At 72.6% G+C, this 17,110-nt stretch carries 15 protein-coding genes, 2 tRNA genes and 3 pseudogenes; 7 read left to right on the top strand and 13 right to left on the bottom strand.

Going from position 1 to position 17,110, the window contains the following annotated elements; all coding sequences use genetic code 11:
• The first annotated feature begins 186 nt into the window (after window positions 1-186).
• Entirely contained in the window at window positions 187-909 is a 723-nt protein-coding gene (locus ACRAS8_RS18120; RefSeq protein ID WP_438487075.1) for a DUF5324 family protein, read from the top strand.
• Between the two features lie 113 nt (window positions 910-1,022).
• Here the strand turns inward: ACRAS8_RS18120 and ACRAS8_RS18115 are convergent, their stop codons facing one another.
• Window positions 1,023-1,943, bottom strand: coding sequence for a LysR family transcriptional regulator (locus ACRAS8_RS18115; protein WP_438487074.1), 921 nt, complete (start codon window positions 1,941-1,943; stop codon window positions 1,023-1,025).
• A gap of 93 nt (window positions 1,944-2,036) precedes the next feature.
• Between ACRAS8_RS18115 and ACRAS8_RS18110 the strand changes: the two genes are divergently transcribed.
• Both ACRAS8_RS18110 and ACRAS8_RS18105 read left to right on the top strand, forming a co-directional pair.
• Entirely contained in the window at window positions 2,037-3,416 is a 1,380-nt protein-coding gene (locus ACRAS8_RS18110; protein WP_438487073.1) for an MFS transporter, read from the top strand.
• Window positions 3,335-3,931 (top strand): annotated as a pseudogene (locus tag ACRAS8_RS18105) (IS5 family transposase); the annotation flags it as partial. The gene ACRAS8_RS18110 and the pseudogene ACRAS8_RS18105, both read left to right, overlap by 82 nt.
• A gap of 30 nt (window positions 3,932-3,961) precedes the next feature.
• Here ACRAS8_RS18105 and ACRAS8_RS18100 read toward each other — a convergent pair.
• From ACRAS8_RS18100 to ACRAS8_RS18090, 3 genes are all read right to left on the bottom strand, one after another.
• Complete coding sequence (locus ACRAS8_RS18100) at window positions 3,962-4,372, bottom strand: RidA family protein (RefSeq protein ID WP_438487072.1); 411 nt, start codon at window positions 4,370-4,372, stop codon at window positions 3,962-3,964.
• Between the two features lie 189 nt (window positions 4,373-4,561).
• Entirely contained in the window at window positions 4,562-6,073 is a 1,512-nt protein-coding gene (locus ACRAS8_RS18095; protein ID WP_438487071.1) for a serine hydrolase domain-containing protein, read from the bottom strand.
• A gap of 56 nt (window positions 6,074-6,129) precedes the next feature.
• Complete coding sequence (locus tag ACRAS8_RS18090; protein WP_438490520.1) at window positions 6,130-6,936, bottom strand: hypothetical protein; 807 nt, start codon at window positions 6,934-6,936, stop codon at window positions 6,130-6,132.
• A gap of 113 nt (window positions 6,937-7,049) precedes the next feature.
• On the opposite strand from ACRAS8_RS18090, the gene ACRAS8_RS18085 reads away from it, so the two are divergent.
• Entirely contained in the window at window positions 7,050-7,718 is a 669-nt protein-coding gene (locus ACRAS8_RS18085; RefSeq protein ID WP_438487070.1) for a TetR/AcrR family transcriptional regulator, read from the top strand.
• Window positions 7,719-7,991: 273 nt separating this feature from the next.
• Here ACRAS8_RS18085 and ACRAS8_RS18080 read toward each other — a convergent pair whose 3' ends face one another.
• Window positions 7,992-9,389: a serine hydrolase domain-containing protein gene (locus ACRAS8_RS18080; protein WP_438487069.1), complete on the bottom strand. Its 1,398-nt coding sequence runs from the start codon at window positions 9,387-9,389 to the stop codon at window positions 7,992-7,994.
• A gap of 145 nt (window positions 9,390-9,534) precedes the next feature.
• Here ACRAS8_RS18080 and ACRAS8_RS18075 point away from each other — a divergent pair, with 145 nt between their 5' ends.
• Window positions 9,535-10,236 carry a TetR/AcrR family transcriptional regulator gene (locus tag ACRAS8_RS18075; protein WP_438487068.1) on the top strand — a complete coding sequence of 234 codons (702 nt, stop codon included), beginning with the start codon at window positions 9,535-9,537 and terminating at the stop codon, window positions 10,234-10,236.
• 91 nt (window positions 10,237-10,327) lie between these two features.
• Here ACRAS8_RS18075 and ACRAS8_RS18070 read toward each other — a convergent pair.
• The 4 genes and pseudogenes from ACRAS8_RS18070 to ACRAS8_RS18055 form a co-directional block, all read right to left on the bottom strand.
• Window positions 10,328-10,705 (bottom strand): annotated as a pseudogene (locus ACRAS8_RS18070) (transposase); the annotation flags it as partial.
• 73 nt (window positions 10,706-10,778) lie between these two features.
• Window positions 10,779-11,027 (bottom strand): annotated as a pseudogene (locus ACRAS8_RS18065) (DNA-binding protein); the annotation flags it as partial.
• Entirely contained in the window at window positions 11,017-11,265 is a 249-nt protein-coding gene (locus ACRAS8_RS18060; RefSeq protein ID WP_438487067.1) for a hypothetical protein, read from the bottom strand. The gene ACRAS8_RS18060 and the pseudogene ACRAS8_RS18065, both read right to left, overlap by 11 nt.
• Window positions 11,266-11,449: 184 nt before the next feature.
• Window positions 11,450-11,522 (bottom strand) — tRNA-Ala (locus ACRAS8_RS18055).
• Window positions 11,523-11,651: 129 nt separating this feature from the next.
• Here ACRAS8_RS18055 and ACRAS8_RS18050 point away from each other — a divergent pair.
• Both ACRAS8_RS18050 and ACRAS8_RS18045 read left to right on the top strand, forming a co-directional pair.
• Entirely contained in the window at window positions 11,652-12,200 is a 549-nt protein-coding gene (locus tag ACRAS8_RS18050; protein WP_438487066.1) for a helix-turn-helix domain-containing protein, read from the top strand.
• A gap of 86 nt (window positions 12,201-12,286) precedes the next feature.
• The gene (locus tag ACRAS8_RS18045; RefSeq protein WP_438487065.1) at window positions 12,287-13,687 is read left to right on the top strand and encodes a serine/threonine-protein kinase; all 1,401 of its coding nucleotides are present in this window, start codon (window positions 12,287-12,289) and stop codon (window positions 13,685-13,687) included.
• A 31-nt stretch (window positions 13,688-13,718) separates the two neighbouring features.
• Here the strand turns inward: ACRAS8_RS18045 and ACRAS8_RS18040 are convergent, their stop codons facing one another.
• The 4 genes from ACRAS8_RS18040 to ACRAS8_RS18025 all read right to left on the bottom strand — a co-directional run bounded on the left by ACRAS8_RS18040 (window position 13,719) and on the right by ACRAS8_RS18025 (window position 17,102).
• On the bottom strand, window positions 13,719-15,599 hold the full coding sequence (locus tag ACRAS8_RS18040) for a vWA domain-containing protein (RefSeq protein ID WP_438487064.1): 1,881 nt from the start codon (window positions 15,597-15,599) through the stop codon (window positions 13,719-13,721).
• A 276-nt stretch (window positions 15,600-15,875) separates the two neighbouring features.
• Window positions 15,876-16,010 carry a DLW-39 family protein gene (locus ACRAS8_RS18035; protein WP_003958712.1) on the bottom strand — a complete coding sequence of 45 codons (135 nt, stop codon included), beginning with the start codon at window positions 16,008-16,010 and terminating at the stop codon, window positions 15,876-15,878.
• A gap of 247 nt (window positions 16,011-16,257) precedes the next feature.
• Window positions 16,258-16,331, bottom strand: a tRNA-Ile gene (locus ACRAS8_RS18030).
• A 99-nt stretch (window positions 16,332-16,430) separates the two neighbouring features.
• Window positions 16,431-17,102: a DUF3566 domain-containing protein gene (locus ACRAS8_RS18025; RefSeq protein WP_438487063.1), complete on the bottom strand. Its 672-nt coding sequence runs from the start codon at window positions 17,100-17,102 to the stop codon at window positions 16,431-16,433.
• Window positions 17,103-17,110 lie beyond the last annotated feature (8 nt).

Below are 17,110 nucleotides of genomic sequence, written 5' to 3'. Positions count from 1 at the left end.
GCGGGACGCGGCCTCGCGTGGCATGGTCGTCACAGGACTCCGGAAAGTCCCCAATGACCCGGATGCCCGCTCGCACATGCCGTGCGGACAGGGAGCGGGCATGCTCGTCAATCGGGTGGACAGGCGACACAGCAGAGGCGGGGGAGCAGCCCCCAGACCCGGACCCCACCGAGGAGGAGGATCCCCGTGACCCGCAAGGACAGCGTGCGCGCCGCGACCCATTCCGCCAAGGACGGCGTGCGGCACGCAGCGGAGGTGGTGGCTCCCTACGCCGGTACGGCCAAGGACACCGCTGTCCACTACTCCCACGAGGCGCGTGCCCGGCTGGCCCCCAAGGTCGCCGAGGCCGCCCACCAGGCCCGCGCCCAGTACGACGCCCGTCTTCACCCGCGGATCGAGCACGCCCGCGGCGCGCTGCCGCCCAAGGTGGACGCGGTGGCGACCCGAGCCGCCCACCGCACCCGCAAGGCCGCCCGGCAGGCCGCCGACTACACCGCCCCGCGGCTGGAGCACGCGGTGGTCAGCGCCCGGGCGGCGGCCGAGCCGGTGCGCGAGGAGGCGCTGGCCCGGGGCGCCGCGGCGCTGGCGGCGCTGCGCGGGCAGGTGACGGCCGAGGAGATCGAGAAACTGCACAAGAAGCAGTGCCGCCGGGCGGCGTGCGGCAAGGCCGCCAAGCGGCTGGCGCTGCTGGGCGTCCTGGTGGCCGGCGCGGTCGCCGCCTGGAAGTGGTGGGACAAGCAGGCCAACCCGGACTGGCTGGTCGAGCCGCCGGCGCCCACCGAGGTCGGCGACCGCGGCCACCTGAGCGCCGTCGACGGCAGCCAGGGCACCCCGCTCGACCCCGAGGTCCAGGCCAAGCAGGCCGAGGCCGACTCCGACAAGCGGCGCGGCGGTGGCAACAGCGCCTGACCCCGCTGACGTACCGCCGACGGGCCGCGCACCGCATGGGGGCGCGGCCCCGACCGTACGGGGCCCAAGGGGCCGTGGGCGGCCGGGAGCACCGTGGAGGTCCCGGCGCCCGGTCAGGACACCTCGGTCCGGCTCTCCTCCCCGGCCAGCGGGTCGGCGCGCCGGGCCAGTTCGAGGAGGGCGTGCAGGGACCGTTCGGCGAGGCCGAGACGGGGGCGCCACTGGGCGACGATGCTGACCGGACGGATCGGTTCGGCGAGCCGGAGGGTGACGAGGTCACCCTGCTCCAGCTCCCGGGCGACCGCCAGCCACGGCAGCAGCGTGACGCCGTGTCCGTGCGCGGTCAGCCGGAGCAGCGCGGACAGCGAGCCGGTGACCTGCGCCGTGTGCGCACCGGCGAGCAGGTCGCGGCCCAGCTGGTCCACCAGCATCTGGGAGGTGCAGCCCCGTTCGGCGACCAGGAACACGCAGTCCAGGAGCCGCTCCGGCGTCACCCGTTCCTCTCTGGCCAGCGGGTGGCCAGGGCCCGCCACCAGGACCGTGCGGTCCCGGCCGACGACGGTGTGCGGGCCGAGCGCCCGCGACCCGTTGTCGTACTGGAACGCCACATCCAACTCGCCCGCGCCGAAGGCCCGTTGCACGAGGGCACGGTTGCCGACCGTCAGCTCGACCTCGCTGCTGGTGCCGGGCCCGGCGGCGCCGTACTCCAGGGCCGCCAACACCTCCGGCATCCAGCCGTGCGCCAGCGACTCCTGGGCGCCGATCCGCAGCCGGGGGCGGTCGCCACGGGCGGCCCGCCGCATCCGCTCCTCCAGCTCCAGGGCCTCGCGGGCGTGCGGCAGCAGCCGGCGGCCGGCGTCGGTGAGGGTGGCGCCGGTGCCGGCGCGCACCAGGACCGCCGTGTCCAGCTCCGCCTCCAGCCGCTTGAGCTGGGCGCTCACGCTGGACTGGGCATAGCCCAACTCGTGGGCGGCGGCGGAGATTCCGCCGTGGTCGGCGACGGCGACGAAGGCGCGAAGGTAGCGGGAGTCCACGCGCCAAGGATGCCACCGGGCATCGGAGTTTCCGATGGGGATATCGGAAGTGCGGCGTCGCCGACGGGGCCGCTTCCGGGCGACCGTGCCGCCATGACCACCGACACCGTCGCGCCGGCCGCCGGCGCCACCTCGCCGGCACCCGCCCGGTCCCGGCTCGCGTTCGCCGGGATCGCCGCCGGCAACCTGCTCGTCCTCCTCGACACCACCATCCTCAACGTCGCCCTGCCCGACCTGCGGCGTTCCCTGCACCCGGGCGCCGCCGCGCTGCCCTGGGCGGTCGACGCCTACACCGTCGTCTTCGCCGGACTGCTGCTCGCCGCCGGCGTGTTCGCCGACCGGTGGGGCGCCCGCCGGATGTACACCTGGTCGCTGGCCGGCTTCGCGGTGCTGTCCGTGCTCTGCGCCGCGGCGCCCGGCGCCGGCCCGCTGATCGCCGGGCGGGCGCTGCTGGGGGCGGCCGGCGCCGGCCTGGTGCCCGCCTCCCTGGCGCTGCTCATCGCCCTCTACCCCGACCCCGCGCGGCGCACCCGGGCGATCGGCGCCTGGGCCGCGCTGAGCGGGCTGGGCGCGGCGGCCGGCCCGGTGCTGGGCGGCGCTCTGGTCGAACTCGGCGGCTGGCGGCTGGTGTTCCTGGTGAACCCGCCGATCGCGCTGGCCGCGCTGCTGCTCGCCCGCCGGCTCCCGGCGCCGCCCGCGCGCGCCGCCGGCGACGCGCCGCGCGCCCTGGACCGGGCCGGGCTGCTGCTGTCCACCGGCGCGCTCGGCGCCCTCACCTTCGGCCTGGTCGAGGCGGGCATCGAGGGCTGGTCCGCGCCGTCCGCCTGGGCGCCGGTCGCGGCCGCGGTGCTCGCCCTCGGGGCGCTGGCCGCCGTGGAGCGCCGGGCCGCGGCGCCCGTACTGCCGCCGGCGCTGCTCGCCCTCCCCCGGGTCCGGGCCGCCCTGCTGGCCGCCGCGGTGTCCTGCTTCGCCTACTTCGGCGGGATGTACCTGCTCGCCCTGTGGCTGCAGCGCACCTACGCACTGGCGCCGTTCGCCGCCGGGCTGGCCTCGCTGCCGCTCACCTTCCCGGTGTGCGTGATGCCGTTCTTCACCGGGCGGCTGGTGGCCCGGCACGGCGCCCGCCCGGTGCTGCTGGCCGGGATGACGGCCACCGCGCTGGCCGGGGCGCTGCTGCTGTTCGCCGGCGGCCGGCCGGCGCTGCCCCTGCTCCTGGTGGCCGAGCTGGCGCTGGCCGCCGCGGGCACCCTGTCCATCCCCGGTGCGGCCGCCGCGATGGCCGTCGCCGCTCCGCCGGAGCTGGCCGCCACCGCACAGGGCGCCCTCAACGGGATCCGGCAGGCCGGCGCGGCACTCGGCGTCGCCGTACTGGGCACCCTGGGCGGACTGCCGCCCGCGGGCGGGGTGCTCCTCGCCGCCGGGCTCATCGCCGTCGCGCTGATCTTCCGCGCGGGCACCACGGACCGCGGGTGACGGCGGCGGCCGGCGCGGCCCCGGCCCGCGAGGCGCCGTCCCGACCCGCACGCGACAGCACCTGCAAGATTCATCTCGCCGGTGAGGGCGGACGCCGCTCTCTGGCCCTGCTGATCACTCCGGGCCAGTGGGGCGACGCCTCGCAGCTCATCCCGGTCATGGAACGCATCCGCGTCAGTCGCCTGGGCGGCGGGCATCCGCGCATCCGACCCGACCACCTCGGCGGCGATAAGGCGTACTCGTCCCGCTGCATCCGTCGTTACCTGCGACGACGCCAGATCAAGCACACCATCCCCGAACCGAAGAATCAGCGGGGCAACCGCCAACGGCGGGGCAGCAGGGGCGGCCGGCCCGCCGGCTTCGACAAGACGATCCACAAGCGCAGGAACGAAGTTGAGCGGACGATCGACGCGTTGAAGCACTTCCGGGCGGTGGCCACGAGGTTCGACAAGAGGGCCTACATCTTTCACAGCACCGTGACCGTCACAGCCATTCGGCTGTGGCTGGGCTCCTAAACCCGCCGAAGAGCCTGTGAGTACCCAGCATCACCGGACGAGTCCGATGGCCTCAATCTCGATCATCCACTCAGGATTGGCGAGTGAGGAGACCTCTACGAACGACTCCGCGAGGTGAGGCTTGTCCGGGAAGTGTTCCGCGCGCAACTTCGCGAAGAGGTCCTGCTCCGCGATGTCCGTGACGAACACGGTCGCCTTGACTACGTCGGCGAGACTGGAACCCGCGTTTGTGAGGACCGTCGACAGATTCGCGAGCGCCTGACGGGCTTGTGTCTCGAAGTCCCCGGCGCCGACCGTGGCTCCCTGGGCATCAATCGGCGCCTGCCCCGATGTGAAGACCAGGTTCCCGACCCGGACGCCGAGCGATATACCGGCCGACTCGTACCAGTCGGGTTCCGCGGAGACGCGCACGCGCTCGGCGGCAGTCTGCGTAACGGACATATTGGTGACACTCCCCCAAACCTGCACAAACGGAGCCGGGTAGCTGTGATCACCCCCGACTTGATCGACAGCCGCGAGATCCTGAGATCTATTCCCGCGGGCTTGCAAGTTCACCTCGGTACAGCTCGGGTGACAGTCGCCCACATACGCGAGCGTGCCGCGGCCCAGGCATGATCCGCCGGACAGGCCCTAGGCGGATTTGGCCGTCGCCCGGACACCGAAGTGGACGTACCGGCTGCCGTCGGCGAGGGCGTAGAACACCACAGGTATCCAGGCGTCCTTCTCGTTGCGGCGGCCGGCGAACACCGTCTTCGCCGGCGTGTGCGAGACCGGGGTCAGGTGCCAGACCAGCGGGTCGAAGGTGCCCGCCAGGCCGTCCGCGCCCTCGTAGCTCAGCCGCAGGGTTCCCGGGCCGCCGTCGCCGTCGGCGATGGTCATGAGGAAGCCCTCACGCTTGTAGCTGCCGAGAAACGGCTCCGTGCCCACGGCCAGGGGTTCGGCGGCCGGCGCGAACCCGGGCATGGTGACCCCGGCGAGTTCGGCGCACAGCTCGCGGCAGAGCGCCTCGAAAACCTTGGGCGCGGCGCCGCCGCCGTTGGTCAGCAGGACGATGGCGAGGCCCTTCTCAGGGATGGCACGCAGGTAGGCGAGTTGGCCGAAGGTGCTGCCGTCGTGGCCGAAGCCGCGCGCGCCGTCCCACTCGAACAGGCCCCAGCCCAGGCCCCAGTGGGCGCCGAGGAACCACTGGTCGGGCATCTCGACCTCGCGGGTCAGCATCGCGTCGACCACGGCGGCCGGGAGCACCCGGGTGCCGTCCGGCGCGACGCCACCGTCCACGAAGGCCCGCGCGAACCGGGCCACGTCGGCGGCGGTCGCGCTGATCCCGCCGTACGGGCCGGCCGAGCGCGGCATCATGTTCCAGAGCGGGGTGGGGACGGGGGTCTCGCCCGGCTCGCCCATGTGCCCCATGGCGGCGCGGAAGCGCAGCACCTCCTCGGGCAGGGTCATGGTGTGCTCCAGCCCGAGCGGGGCGAGGAGCAGTTCCTTGAGCGCCTCGTCCCAGGTCTGGCCGGTGACCACCTCGACGATCCGGCCCAGGACGTTGTAGGCGGTGCTGGAGTACGACATGGTGGCGCCGGGCGGGTTGGTCAGGCCGACGGTCCGCGCGCCCTCGATGTAGCGGGCCAGGCAGTCGTCGCCCCGGCCGGTGTCGTTGACGTAGTCGCCCTCGATGCCGCTGGTGTGGTTGAGCAGTTGGCGCGGCGTGATCGTCCCGGTGGCTCCGGCGTCGGCGATCGCGAAGTCCGGCAGGACGGCCGCGACCGGCGCGTCGAGGTCCAACTTCCCGGCGTCGGCGAGCAGGACCACCATGGCGGCGGTGTAGCCCTTGCTGACGGAGCCGATCTGGAACACGGAGTCCGGGGTCACCGTGACGCCGGTGCCGGTGTGCAGGATGCCGGCGGCCACCTCGTGGATCTCGCCGTCGGCGAGCACGGCGAGGGCGGCGCCGGGGATGTGGTGGGCGGCGAGGAGCTCGCCGAGCCGGGTCTGCCAGCGGGCGGTGTCGAACGCCGGGGCGCCGTCGCTCACGGCCAGCGCGCGGTTGACCGTGCGGGCCACGTCGCGGTCGGTCCGTTCCAGGATCTTGGCCACCTCCTGGTCGACGATCTTCGACACTTCCCGGCGCAGGTTTTCCGACATGCTGTCTCCCTCATGGTCACGGTGGATAGGGCGCGGGTGGGGCGGGGGCCTGCCGGCTAGCCGGCGCTGCGGGACCGTCGGCCGATGAGCCCGGTCAGCGAGGCGACCGTCGTGCGCGGCGGCTGCCGGAGGTCGCGGTCCGGGTGCAGGACGGTGCGGAATGCCGCCCAGGCGAGTGCGCCGAGGGCGAAGCCGTAGCAGGAGACCAGCCCGTGCCCGTTCTCCTGCGCGAACCACATCGCCAGCCCGAGCACCGGCACGCCGAGCGCGAGCAGCCGGTTCTTGCGGACGGCCTTGCCGTGGCTCGCGCCTTCGCCGTGGGAGCCCTGCTCGGCGCCCTGGCCGGCGGCCTTGCCGGAGTTCTCGTCGGCGCCGCGCAGCAGCAGGGCCGCGGCCAGCGTCGCGCCCAGGAAGTAGGTGGCGCCGGAGCTGCCGGCGAAGTTGCGGGGGTCGGTGCTGTGGGAGGTCTGGCCCCACAGTTTGTCGATCTGCTCCGGCAGCAGGATGCCCGCGGCGAACAGGCCGAGCGTCAGCGGCGCACCCCAGAACCAGTCGGCGAAGGCCGCGACGGCGGCGAGGGTGACGATGTTCCAGGCCGCCCCGCCGAAGCCGCCGTTCTGCAGGAAGACCGAGGTGACCACGCGCCACCAGCCGGACTTCGACGGGTCCGCGTCGAGCGCGCCCATCGCCCCCGACCAGCAGAGCTGGAGGGCCACCCCGGCGAGCGCGAGCCCGGTCAGGCCGACGGCCGCCCAGGGGATCCGCCGCCGGCCCAGTGTGCTCTGGCCGACCAGGGCCAGACCGCTGTTGAACATCAGCACCATCAGTGCCGCCGTGGTCACGTTGAACAGCAGGATGTCCATCGTCACCACCCCCCTCCAAGCCGTGTTCGATTTCGCTGATCGCGACATTAGCGTGACCCGGAGCTTTTTCAAACAGTGTTTGAAAGCTGGGCGCGGCTGGCTAGACTGCGACCGTGAAGCTGACCGCAGACCTGATCATCGACGCGGGGATGGCGGTGTTCGCCCAGACCGGCTACCACGGCTTCTCCGTGCGCCAAGTCGCGGACCGCCTCAACGTGCACGCCGGCAGCCTCTACTACCACGTGCCCAGCAAGGCCGCACTGCTCCAGCTGATGGCCGACCGGGTGGTCCGGCAGGCGTACGAGGCCGGCACCGCCGCCCTGGCCGGACTGCCCGCGCAGGCAGGCTGGCCGGCGCGGATCACGGCGCAGGCCGTCGCCCTGCGGCAGAGCATCCGGCAGCACCCCGGAGGGGCGATCATGCTCGCCGGCAGCCCGAAGATCCTCAGCCCCGGCGCGCTCTCGCTGATGGAACGGCTGCTCGCCACCCTCGCCGAGGCCGGCGTGCCCCCGGAGCACTGCGGCACCGCCGCCGACACCGTGCTCAGCCACGTCACCGGCTACGTGCTCCAGGAACAGAGCGATCCACCCGCGATGCCGGTCACCGCCGAGGACGTCGCCGCCCTCCACCGGAGCTTCCCCCGGACGGCGGCCGCCGCGACCGCGCACGGGCCGGACGAGAAGTTCACCCGCAGCCTGGACCTGCTCTGCGCCGGTATCGGGACGCTGATCCGGCCGCCGTCCGAGGGGGCGCCGTCCGAAGAACCGGACGGGAGGAGCTAGTACTCCAGCAGGATTTCGCTGTCTGAGCTGCCGGGTTCGCTGGGTGGCTGGAGCGTGGCGGGCCGGCGGGTGAGGGGTGGTCTCGCGGAGGCCGCCCCTCGAACGTGTGCCACCGCCGCTGGTGGTGGCAGCGGCGTGCACCGCATCGACGTCCTCTTCGCCGCACTCCGCGACGGGACGTTCTTCGAACCTCACCACGTCCCCCAAGCAGCTTGACCGACTACCACCGAACGAGCCCCCACCACTTGACGAAAGAGACAGGCACCCCCGGCATCACGCCACCTTCGGCGCCGCCCGCATCCCGATGTAGCAGCACTCCGTGCCGTCGCCCAGCGTCGAGAACACCACCGGCATGTAGCCCTCGCTGAACGACGGGCCCGCGCCCGTCCCCGCGAAGACGGACTCCGTCACGGCGTACAGCTCCACGTCCAGCGGCGGAGAGAAGTCCTTCATACCGTCCACGAACTCGTAGACCAGGTGGGGCGCGCCATCGCGCTCGGAGACGGTGATGACGACACCGGCGCGCTTGTACGTCCCTACGTAGCGCGAGAAGTCCACCACCGGTGCCTGCGCGGGCGGTTCGAAGGCGTCCGGCATCCGTACGCCCGCCAGGTCGCCGAGCAGCTCACGGAAGAGCGCCGCGTAGAGTTCGCGCGCGCCACCGCCGTTGGTGAGCAGTGCGACGGCCACACCCGCCTGCGGGACCACGCGGAGGTAGCCGTACTGGCCGATCGCGGCGCCGTCGTGGCCGTACCCCGCGATGCCGTCCCAGTCGTAGAGGGTCCAGCCGAGTCCCCAACCGTCCGCACTGACCGTCCACTTGTCGGGCACCTCGGTCACGCGGCGCTGCATCAGTTCGACGGTCTCGACGCCGAGCAGCCGCGTCCCGTCGGGCGCCACGCCGCCGTCGAGGTGCATCTTGGCCAGGCGCACCACGTCACCCGCCGAGACCAGGACCCTGCCGGCCGGGCCTGCCGAGCGCGGCATCAAGTCCCAGGCGGGTGCCGGGTCCGGGTACTGGCCCGGCTCCCCGAGGTGGCTCATCGCGACGCGGTACGAGAGCGCTTCCTCGGGCAGCGTCATGGAACGTTCGAGGCCGAGCGGGGTGAAGAGGCGGTCCTTCAGGGCCTCGTCCCAGGTCTGGCCCGTCAGGACCTCGATGATGCGGCCGAGGACGATGTAGCCGATGCCGCTGTAGGAGACGGCGGTGCCGGGGCGACAGTCCAGGGCGACGTCCTTGGCGGCCTCGACGTACCGGGCGAGACATTCGTCGCCGCGCCCGGCGTCGTAGTTGAAGTCACAGGTCAACCCGCTGGTGTGGGAGAGAAGTTGGCGGGTGGTGATGGTCCGCGTGGCCTCCTCGTCGACCGTCCCGAACTCGGGGACGATGTCCTTCACCGGCGCGTCCAGGTCCAGTTCGCCCGAGTCGACGAGGCGCATGATCAGCGTCGAGGTGTAGACCTTGGCTATCGAACCGGACTGGAACACCGAGTCCGTCGTCACCTCCACCCCGGTCCCCCGGTGCAGCACACCGCTCGCCAGCTCGTGGACCTCCCCGTCGACGAGCACCGCGAGCGCGGCCCCCGGCACGTGGTGGGCGGCGCGCAGCTCATCGAACCGGGTCTGCCAGTGCGCGAGGTCGAAGCCGGGGTCGAACTTCTTCTCCGACATGAGGTCTCCTTCGGTGCGGCGCGTACATCGTTCTCTCAATGCGCACACTGTACGCACGGAAGATCGACGTGCGCAAGATGCGTACGCCGTGCGCTACCTTGATGGGGGCGCCGGCCGCATGGCGCCGGACACACCAGGAGGCCCCATGCCCGCCGACGAGAAGCCGATCGCCTCGGTTTGGACCCGCCCGCGTCGCCAACGCGAGCAGCTCAGCCGTGAGCAGATCGTCACGGAAGCCGTTCAGCTCCTCGACACGGACGGCCTGGAGTCCCTCAGCATGCGCAAGCTCGGCACCCGGCTGGACGCGGGCGCCACCTCGCTCTACCGCCACGTGGCCAGCAAGGACGAGCTCATCGAGCTGGTCGTCGACGAGGTCTACGGCGAGCTTGAGGTCCCTGCCGCGGACGCCGCGGACTGGCGGACCCCTGCCGCCCGCAGCGCCTACAGCCTGCGGGCGATGATCCTCCGCCACCCCTGGGTCGCCTCCGTACTCGGCCAGGTCGGCCTCATCCATCTCGGTCCGAACGTGACGAAGATGTCGGAGCGCATGGCCGCCGTGTACAGGGCGGCCGGTTTCCCCTCGGACGAGACCGGGCACGCCATGAAAACGGTCATCTCGTACGTCATCGGAATGGCGACCAGCGAGGCCGCGTACCTGTCGCTGATCGCCCGAAGCGGCAAAAGCGAGCGGGAGTTCATCGAGAGCCTGCGGTCCGGCGGCGAGGAGGATCCGCGGGCCGAGGACCCCGAAAAGGCCCGCAACGAGACGTTCGACTACGGGCTCCGGCGCGTACTCGACGGCCTGCAGGTGCGGCTCGGCGAGATCCCCGGCGACGCCGCAGAATGATCCCCCGTGGGCCATCGGGTCGCCCGATGCTCCCCCTTCCCCGCGGCGTAACGGGCACACTCCATTACAGCCCTTTGAATGCGGGTTGCCGTCATGGTCTGGCTCGGACGAGTCCTGTTCCAGCAAGGCAGCCATCGAGTACGTCGCCGCGGTACTGCAGTCGGCGTAAGCCTGGTCGGACGGCGGTGGTCAGGTCCTCGGGATCCACGAAGGCGCGGTTGGCCAGTGTGGTGCGCCGCAGGATGGACCAGATGCCTTCGACCAGGTTGAGGTCGGGCGAGTACGGCGGCAGCTGGTAGGCGGTCAGCCAGTCCCGCTCGGCGATGAACTTCCTCATTCCGACGGTGAGATGGGTGTTGAGATTGTCCCAGGCAAGCACGGTGGGGCCACCAAGTTGCCGGCGGGCGGCCTGGATCAGGTCGCGGTAATCGGTCCGGGCAAAGCTCTTGCGGCCGTCGCGGCGGGTGTCGGCGCGGAGCCGCATGGGCGTCCTTGCGTAGCTCCACCCGGATGTCATACTCACCCCACGCGACCAGAGCTGGTCACACAGAAACGAGGCGGACTCTTTCGCCGCAGAGCTTGGCCATGTCGTCGATGTCCGAGGTCAGCATGACCACAGGCCGCTGCTGCCGAAGCGCCCTCTCGGCCACGGCGGCGTCGAGGGCGTACTTGTGGCCGCGCAGCCCTGCCCCCATCAGCAGTGCTGAGGCCGCCTTTGCCTCCTCATCCCCCACCGGGATCACGCGAAGCCCGAACAACAGCCAGCCCAGCCGCGCCTTGTCAGTGCGGGAACACCTGCCTCGCCCGCTGCCGCGCCTGCCCGGAGACCGGCCCGTTGCGGCTCTCGAAGTCGGCCAGGTACTCGTCCAGCACCTGCCCCCTCAGCTCCCGCTCGACGGCCGCGGCAATGAACGCGGAGAACTCCCGCTTACCGACCCGCGCCCGGATCGCCTCCGCGGTCCCCTCAGGCAGAGACAGGCTGACCCGAGTCGCCGGCCCCTCACCGATGCTGTACGTCGCCTCAGACATGCCCGCACTGTGTCAAACGAGTAGGAAACCAGAAAGCCCTTCGCTCCCAGGGGATCATGCGGGGGAGCGAAGGCCACCCCAAGCCCTGTAACCACAGGCCACTGCGGGCTTGCTTCGGCACGGAAAATGGGGACAAAAAGACCCCCCTGGTAGCGTTTCCGCAGGCCAGAGGGGTCATACAGGGTGGAGCCTAGGGGAGTCGAACCCCTGACATCTGCCATGCAAAGACAGCGCTCTACCAACTGAGCTAAGGCCCCTTCGCCGAACAGGGTACCCGGTGTCGGGGTGCTTTCCCGACCGGGTATCGCCGCGCACCGTCGCTCTCCGTAGGATGCTCCGCGAGATTCGCGGCAGCGAAGCGCGATCGGGGATACAGGGGAGACGGCATGGATGCAGCACAGCAGGAAGCCACCGCGCGGGCCCGGGAGCTCCAGCGCAGCTGGTACGGAGAACCTCTGGGCGCGCTGTTCCGCCGGCTCATCGACGACCTCGGGCTGAACCAGGCCCGGCTGGCCGCGGTGCTCGGTCTGTCCGCGCCGATGCTGTCCCAGCTGATGAGCGGGCAGCGCGCGAAGATAGGCAACCCGGCCGTGGTGCAGCGGGTGCAGGCCCTCCAGGAGCTGGCAGGTCAGGTCGCGGACGGCAGGGTCAGCGCCGGCGAGGCCACCGACCGGATGGAGGAGATCAAGAAGACGGCGGGCGGTTCGGTGCTGAACAACACGGCCCAGACCACGTCGTCGACGGGCGCCACCACCGTGCGCCGGGTGGTGCGGGAGATCCAGTCGCTGCTGCGGTCGGTCTCCGACGCCGGCGAGATCATCGACGCGGCGAACAGCCTCTCCGCCACCCATCCCGAACTGGCCGAGTTCCTCCGGGTCTACGGTGCCGGCCGTACCGCCGACGCGGTCGCCCACTACGAGGCACACCAGGGCTAGCTGAGTGAGTCCGTCGACCGGGCAAGCGCGGGCGGCCGCCGGGGAGTTGGCCGCGGGAGTCGGGATCCAGCAGCGGACGGGGCGCAATGGGTGAGATCTTCGCCGGCCGGTACGAGCTCGTGGACCCGATCGGCCGGGGCGGGGTGGGCGCCGTCTGGCGCGCCTGGGACCAGCGGCGCCGCCGCTATGTGGCGGCCAAGGTGCTCCAGCAGAGCGACGCGCACACCCTGTTGCGCTTCGTCCGGGAGCAGGCGCTGCGGATCGACCATCCGCACGTCCTGGCCCCGGCGAGCTGGGCCGCGGACGACGACAAGGTGCTGTTCACCATGGACCTGGTGCACGGCGGTTCGCTGGCCCATCTGATCGGCGACTACGGCCCGTTGCCGCCGCGGATGGTGTGCACGCTGATGGACCAGCTGCTGGCCGGGCTGACCGCGGTGCACGCCGAGGGCGTGGTGCACCGGGACATCAAACCGGCGAACCTCCTGCTGGAGGCCACCGGTACCGGCCGTCCGCACCTGCGGCTGTCCGACTTCGGCATCGCGATGCGCAAGGGCGAGCCGCGGCTGACCGAGGCCAACTACGTGGTGGGGACGCCGGGTTACTTCGCGCCGGAGCAGATGCTGGGCGCCGAACCCGACTTCCCGGCGGACCTGTTCGCGGCCGGGCTGGTCGCGCTCTGCCTGCTCACCGGCGCCAAGCCGGACACCGAGGCGCTGGTGCGGCGGTTCATGGACAGCGGCGGCATCCCGAACGCGCCCGAGGACGTGCCGGATCCGCTGTGGCAGGTGCTGGCGTCGCTGCTGCACCCGGATCCGGACGCCCGCTTCAGGACCGCGACGGGGGCGCGGAAGGCGTTGCTGGCGGCGGCCGAGCTGCTGCCGGAGACGACGCTCGAGGACGAGGTCATCGAGGTCTTCGACCACATCGGGCCGCTGCCGACCGGGTTCGGGCCGGACGGGCCGCTGCGCCCCGCGCCGGGCGGGGACACCACCGGCGGCACCACGGTGACCGGCCCCGGGCCCGGGAGGAGCGGTGGCGCGTCCCCGTCGGCCACCGGAAGCTTCCACCTCGCGCCGCCGGAGCCGTCCGTCCCGCCGCCGCCGAGCACCCCGCCGCCGCCTCCGGCTCCGCCGGCCGCCGCGCCGCCGCCGGCCACTCCGCCGCGCGGCACCGTCCCGGCCCCGCCGACCACCCCGCCCCGCACCCCGCCGCCGGCGCCGGCCGCCGCCCCCTCCCCCGCGCCGGTGCCGCGCTACGAGCCGACGGCGGCGGCCCGGCCGGAGGCGTCCGCGACCCGTCCGTACACCACCGGGCAGCCGCCGCTGACCGGACAGCGCCCGGCCGGCGGGGCCGGGGTACCGGCGGTGCCGCCCCCGGCCGCGGCCGTACGGAGGCCCGGCCCGCCCCCGAAGGTCGCCGTTCCGGTTCTCGTCGTGGCGCTGGTGTGCATCGCGATCGGGGTGTGGGCGCTGTTCGCCGGCTGACCCGGCGCTCCCGGGCGGCCGCCCCGCGCGCTCACCCCGCGCCGCTCCCGCCGCCCGCACGGCCCGGCCGCGGCCGCCGCCGGGGCAGGACGTACGCCATGCCCAGCCCGGCCAGCAGCAGAACGCCCACCACGCCCACGGAGACCCCGGTGACCCGGAGCCCGGACCAGTGTCCGCTGCCCGCCGCACCGGTGGCGTCGGGGCCCGAACCGCCGCCCGGCGCCTGGCCCTTGGCGACCGCGGCCCCGGCCTCCGGGCCGGCCTTCGCCCGGCCCAGGACGGCGACCCTCAGCACCACACCGATCCGCGGGCTCTGCGCGATCTGGGCGGCGCGGGCGCCGAGCGAGACCGCGAGGTAGAAGTCGCCGTTGACGTGGACGGGGATGACGTTGGGGTGGGTCTCGTAGCGGTTGGCCCAGGAGACCGGCACCGTTCCCATGCTCAGCTTGGCCGACCGCCCGGTGTAGGGCACCTGGGGGTTGAAGACGCCGGTGCCGCTGCCGACCGGTGCCCGGTACGGCGTGTAGACCTGGGTGCTGCCGAACGAGACGGGGGAGGCGCCGTGCGCGCGCGGTTCGTCGGCGAACTCCACGTCGTAGCGGAGCTGTTGGCCCCAGCCGACCGGCACCTTGTACCAGAGCGTCTGCGCGGGGAGGATCTGGTCGCGCCAGACGCCCGGGCCCAGCGGACTGGCATCGTTGAAGCCGGTGCCGCCGGTGACGGCCTTGGGCGGGGTGCTGGGAAGCGTGGCGTCCTTGCCGCCGGCGCCGTACTGCGGCGACGGCTGCGCGGGGGTGACGCCCTTCGCCAGCGGATGTTCCACGTGAAACGTCAGCTCCACCGGCCAGCGCGCGGCGTCCGAGCCGGTGTCCGCGTGGCGCTCGACGACCAGCCAGTACCGGCCCGCCTTGTCGCAGGTCCCGGTGCCGTTCCGGGTCGGGATGCGGCTGACGCCCGAGGTCAGCGGTGTGGCGCCCTCGCGCTGGCCGAACAGCGCGGTGGACGAGGCGCAGCTGCTGTCCGTGCCGTACGCGATCTGGGTGCGCAGGGTGTCGCGGTAGTCGACGGGCGTGCCGGACGGCGGCACCACGGTTGCCGAGAAGTCGCCCACCGACTCCGCGTCGAGATCGACGGCGTAGTACCGCTTCTCGTTGGGCCCGATGCTGTCGAGGTACTGCCCGGGGGTGACGACCGGGGCGCCCTGGCGGCCGTCGGTGCCGTGGACGGGTGTGCCCCGGAACCGGTAGCCGTTCGCGGAGAGTTGGCCGGCGCGCTGCAGCTGGCGGGCGAGCGACCCGGCGTCCGGGGCGTCGTAGTACTGGCCGTTGCCGGACTTGGCCACGCACTCCAGCTGGGAGCGGGCGCTGCCGGCCGCCTGGAAGCCGACGACGTCGATGTGCAGATCGGTGTCGGACGCGGCGAGTTGGGAGGCGACCTGGCAGCTCTGCGGCGTCCGGCAGGTGTCCTCGCCGTCGGAGACGAGCACGATGGTGCGCTTGCCGGCGCCGCCGGCCGCCGGCTTGGGGAGGTCCTGGGCGGCCTTGGTCAGGGAGAGCCCGATGGGGGTGTCGCCCTTGGGGCGCACGCCCGCGACGGCCCGCTTCAGGCCGTCCCGGTCCAGCGGGGCGACGGGCCGGGCGAGCCGGGTGTCGTCGCAGCCCTTGGGCTTGTCCGCGCCGTAGACCCGCAGGCCGGTGGGATAGCCCTCGGGCAGGGCGTCGACGAGGGAGCCGACGGCCCTGCGGGCGGCGGCGATCCGCGTGCCGCCGGACCCGTCGCTCCCGGCCATCGAGGCGGAGGAGTCGAGGACCGTCACCAGTCCGCTGCCCCCGGTGGCCGGTGCCGCCCGCGGCGCCGCCACGGCCGGGAGCGCCGCGGCGACCGGGAGCACCGCCGCGGCCAGGGCCGCCAACGCCCTTCCCCCTGCTCTCCACGCTCTCCACGCCGTCCGAGCGGGGCGTTTCCCCAGCGCCACCGTCCCCGTGCGTGGTGGTCGTGCCATGTCTCGTCCCCCTCGCGTCCGCGGGTCACGCCCGGGCATCGACTTCACGGCCAGCAGCTTTGCCACTGCAACCCATCAATGTGCGATAGCAAACCCAGGGGGCCGCTTTCCCGCCCCCGGTACGTACGAAACCCCGGCCGCCCTTGGGCAACCGGGGTCCATACGAACTGTGCTGTGCGTGTGGTCTCACACACCCGAACCTGCGGGCACGGAGTCGGTCGCCTCCGTCCACAGATCCTGCTCGGCGCGATCCGCCTGGATCTGGCGGTACACGAGGAGCCCGCCGATGGCGGCCAGTGCGACCAGGAGAAGCTTCTTCACCGCGCGACCTCGTCTTTCGTTGACGTAGGGGACCCTATGTCGGCCGATGATACACACCGGCCGATACCGATCGGTTATCTAGCCCGTACTCGGCAACACCCCGTCCGGAGGTGCCCGAAGGCCCCAACTCCCGCCCCTTCACAACGAATCACGACCGGCGGCGGTTCCCCGTCCTTGGAAAGTCCTCGGAGCGGCGGCAAAAACATCGGCCCGGCCGGAGAATTCTCCGGCCGGGCCGACTGTGCGGTGCGGCTACCAGGACTTGAACCTGGGGCCTCTTCCTTATCAGGGAAGCGCTCTAACCGTCTGAGCTATAGCCGCTCGTTCGCTGCACCGAAAGATTAGCGCACTTCAGAGGCGTTCCCAAAATCGGTTCCCGGAGCTCTGGGAACGCCCCTGCCGCCGCCCCTCACGGAGCGCTCACTCGTCCTCCGCGAGGGTCAGCTCCACACCGCCGACGAAGCCCGCCGACAGGTTGTAGATGAAGGAGCCGAGGGTGGCCAGCGCGGTCGCCAGCACCACGTCGATCACCGCGATGACCGAGGTGAACAGCAGCACCCGCGGCAGCGAGAGGAACGACTGCAGATCGAAGCCGCCGCCCTCGGCGGAGCCGGTCGCCTCGCTGATGGTCTTGCCGACGGTGGAGAACACGCCCATCGCGTCCATCACCATCCACAGCACCGCCACCGCCACCACCGTGCAGATGCCCAGCGCGATGGACAACAGGAAGCTCACCTTCATCACCGACCACGGATCGGTGCGCGCCACCCGCAGCCGGGCCTTGCGCGTCCGGGGGGCCGTGCTCGCGCCCGTACGCGGCTTGCGCACGGCCTGGGCGGCCGCCGGCCCCGCACCGTCCGTGCGGTACGCCCGGGGCGGCTGGTAGGGCTGCTGTGCGCCTCCCTGCGGCTGGGGCTGGGGTTGCGGCTGTCGGGTGTTGCTCACGGTTCCCCCCTCATGGGCGCCCTCGTCCCGGGTGCCGTCGGACGCGACGGAGCCACGGGCGCTGCGTTCCTTCTCGGTGACGGGTTCCGCCGGGGAGTCCTGATCGACCCCCGCGTCGCCCGTCGCAGCGCCCGTGGCTCCACTCACGACCTACT

This window comes from Streptomyces sp. S186 (assembly GCF_051603415.1).
Taxonomy (GTDB): domain Bacteria; phylum Actinomycetota; class Actinomycetes; order Streptomycetales; family Streptomycetaceae; genus Streptomyces.
The sequence above is the reverse complement of the archived record's forward strand: the minus strand, read 5'-3'. Positions and strand labels throughout refer to the sequence as shown.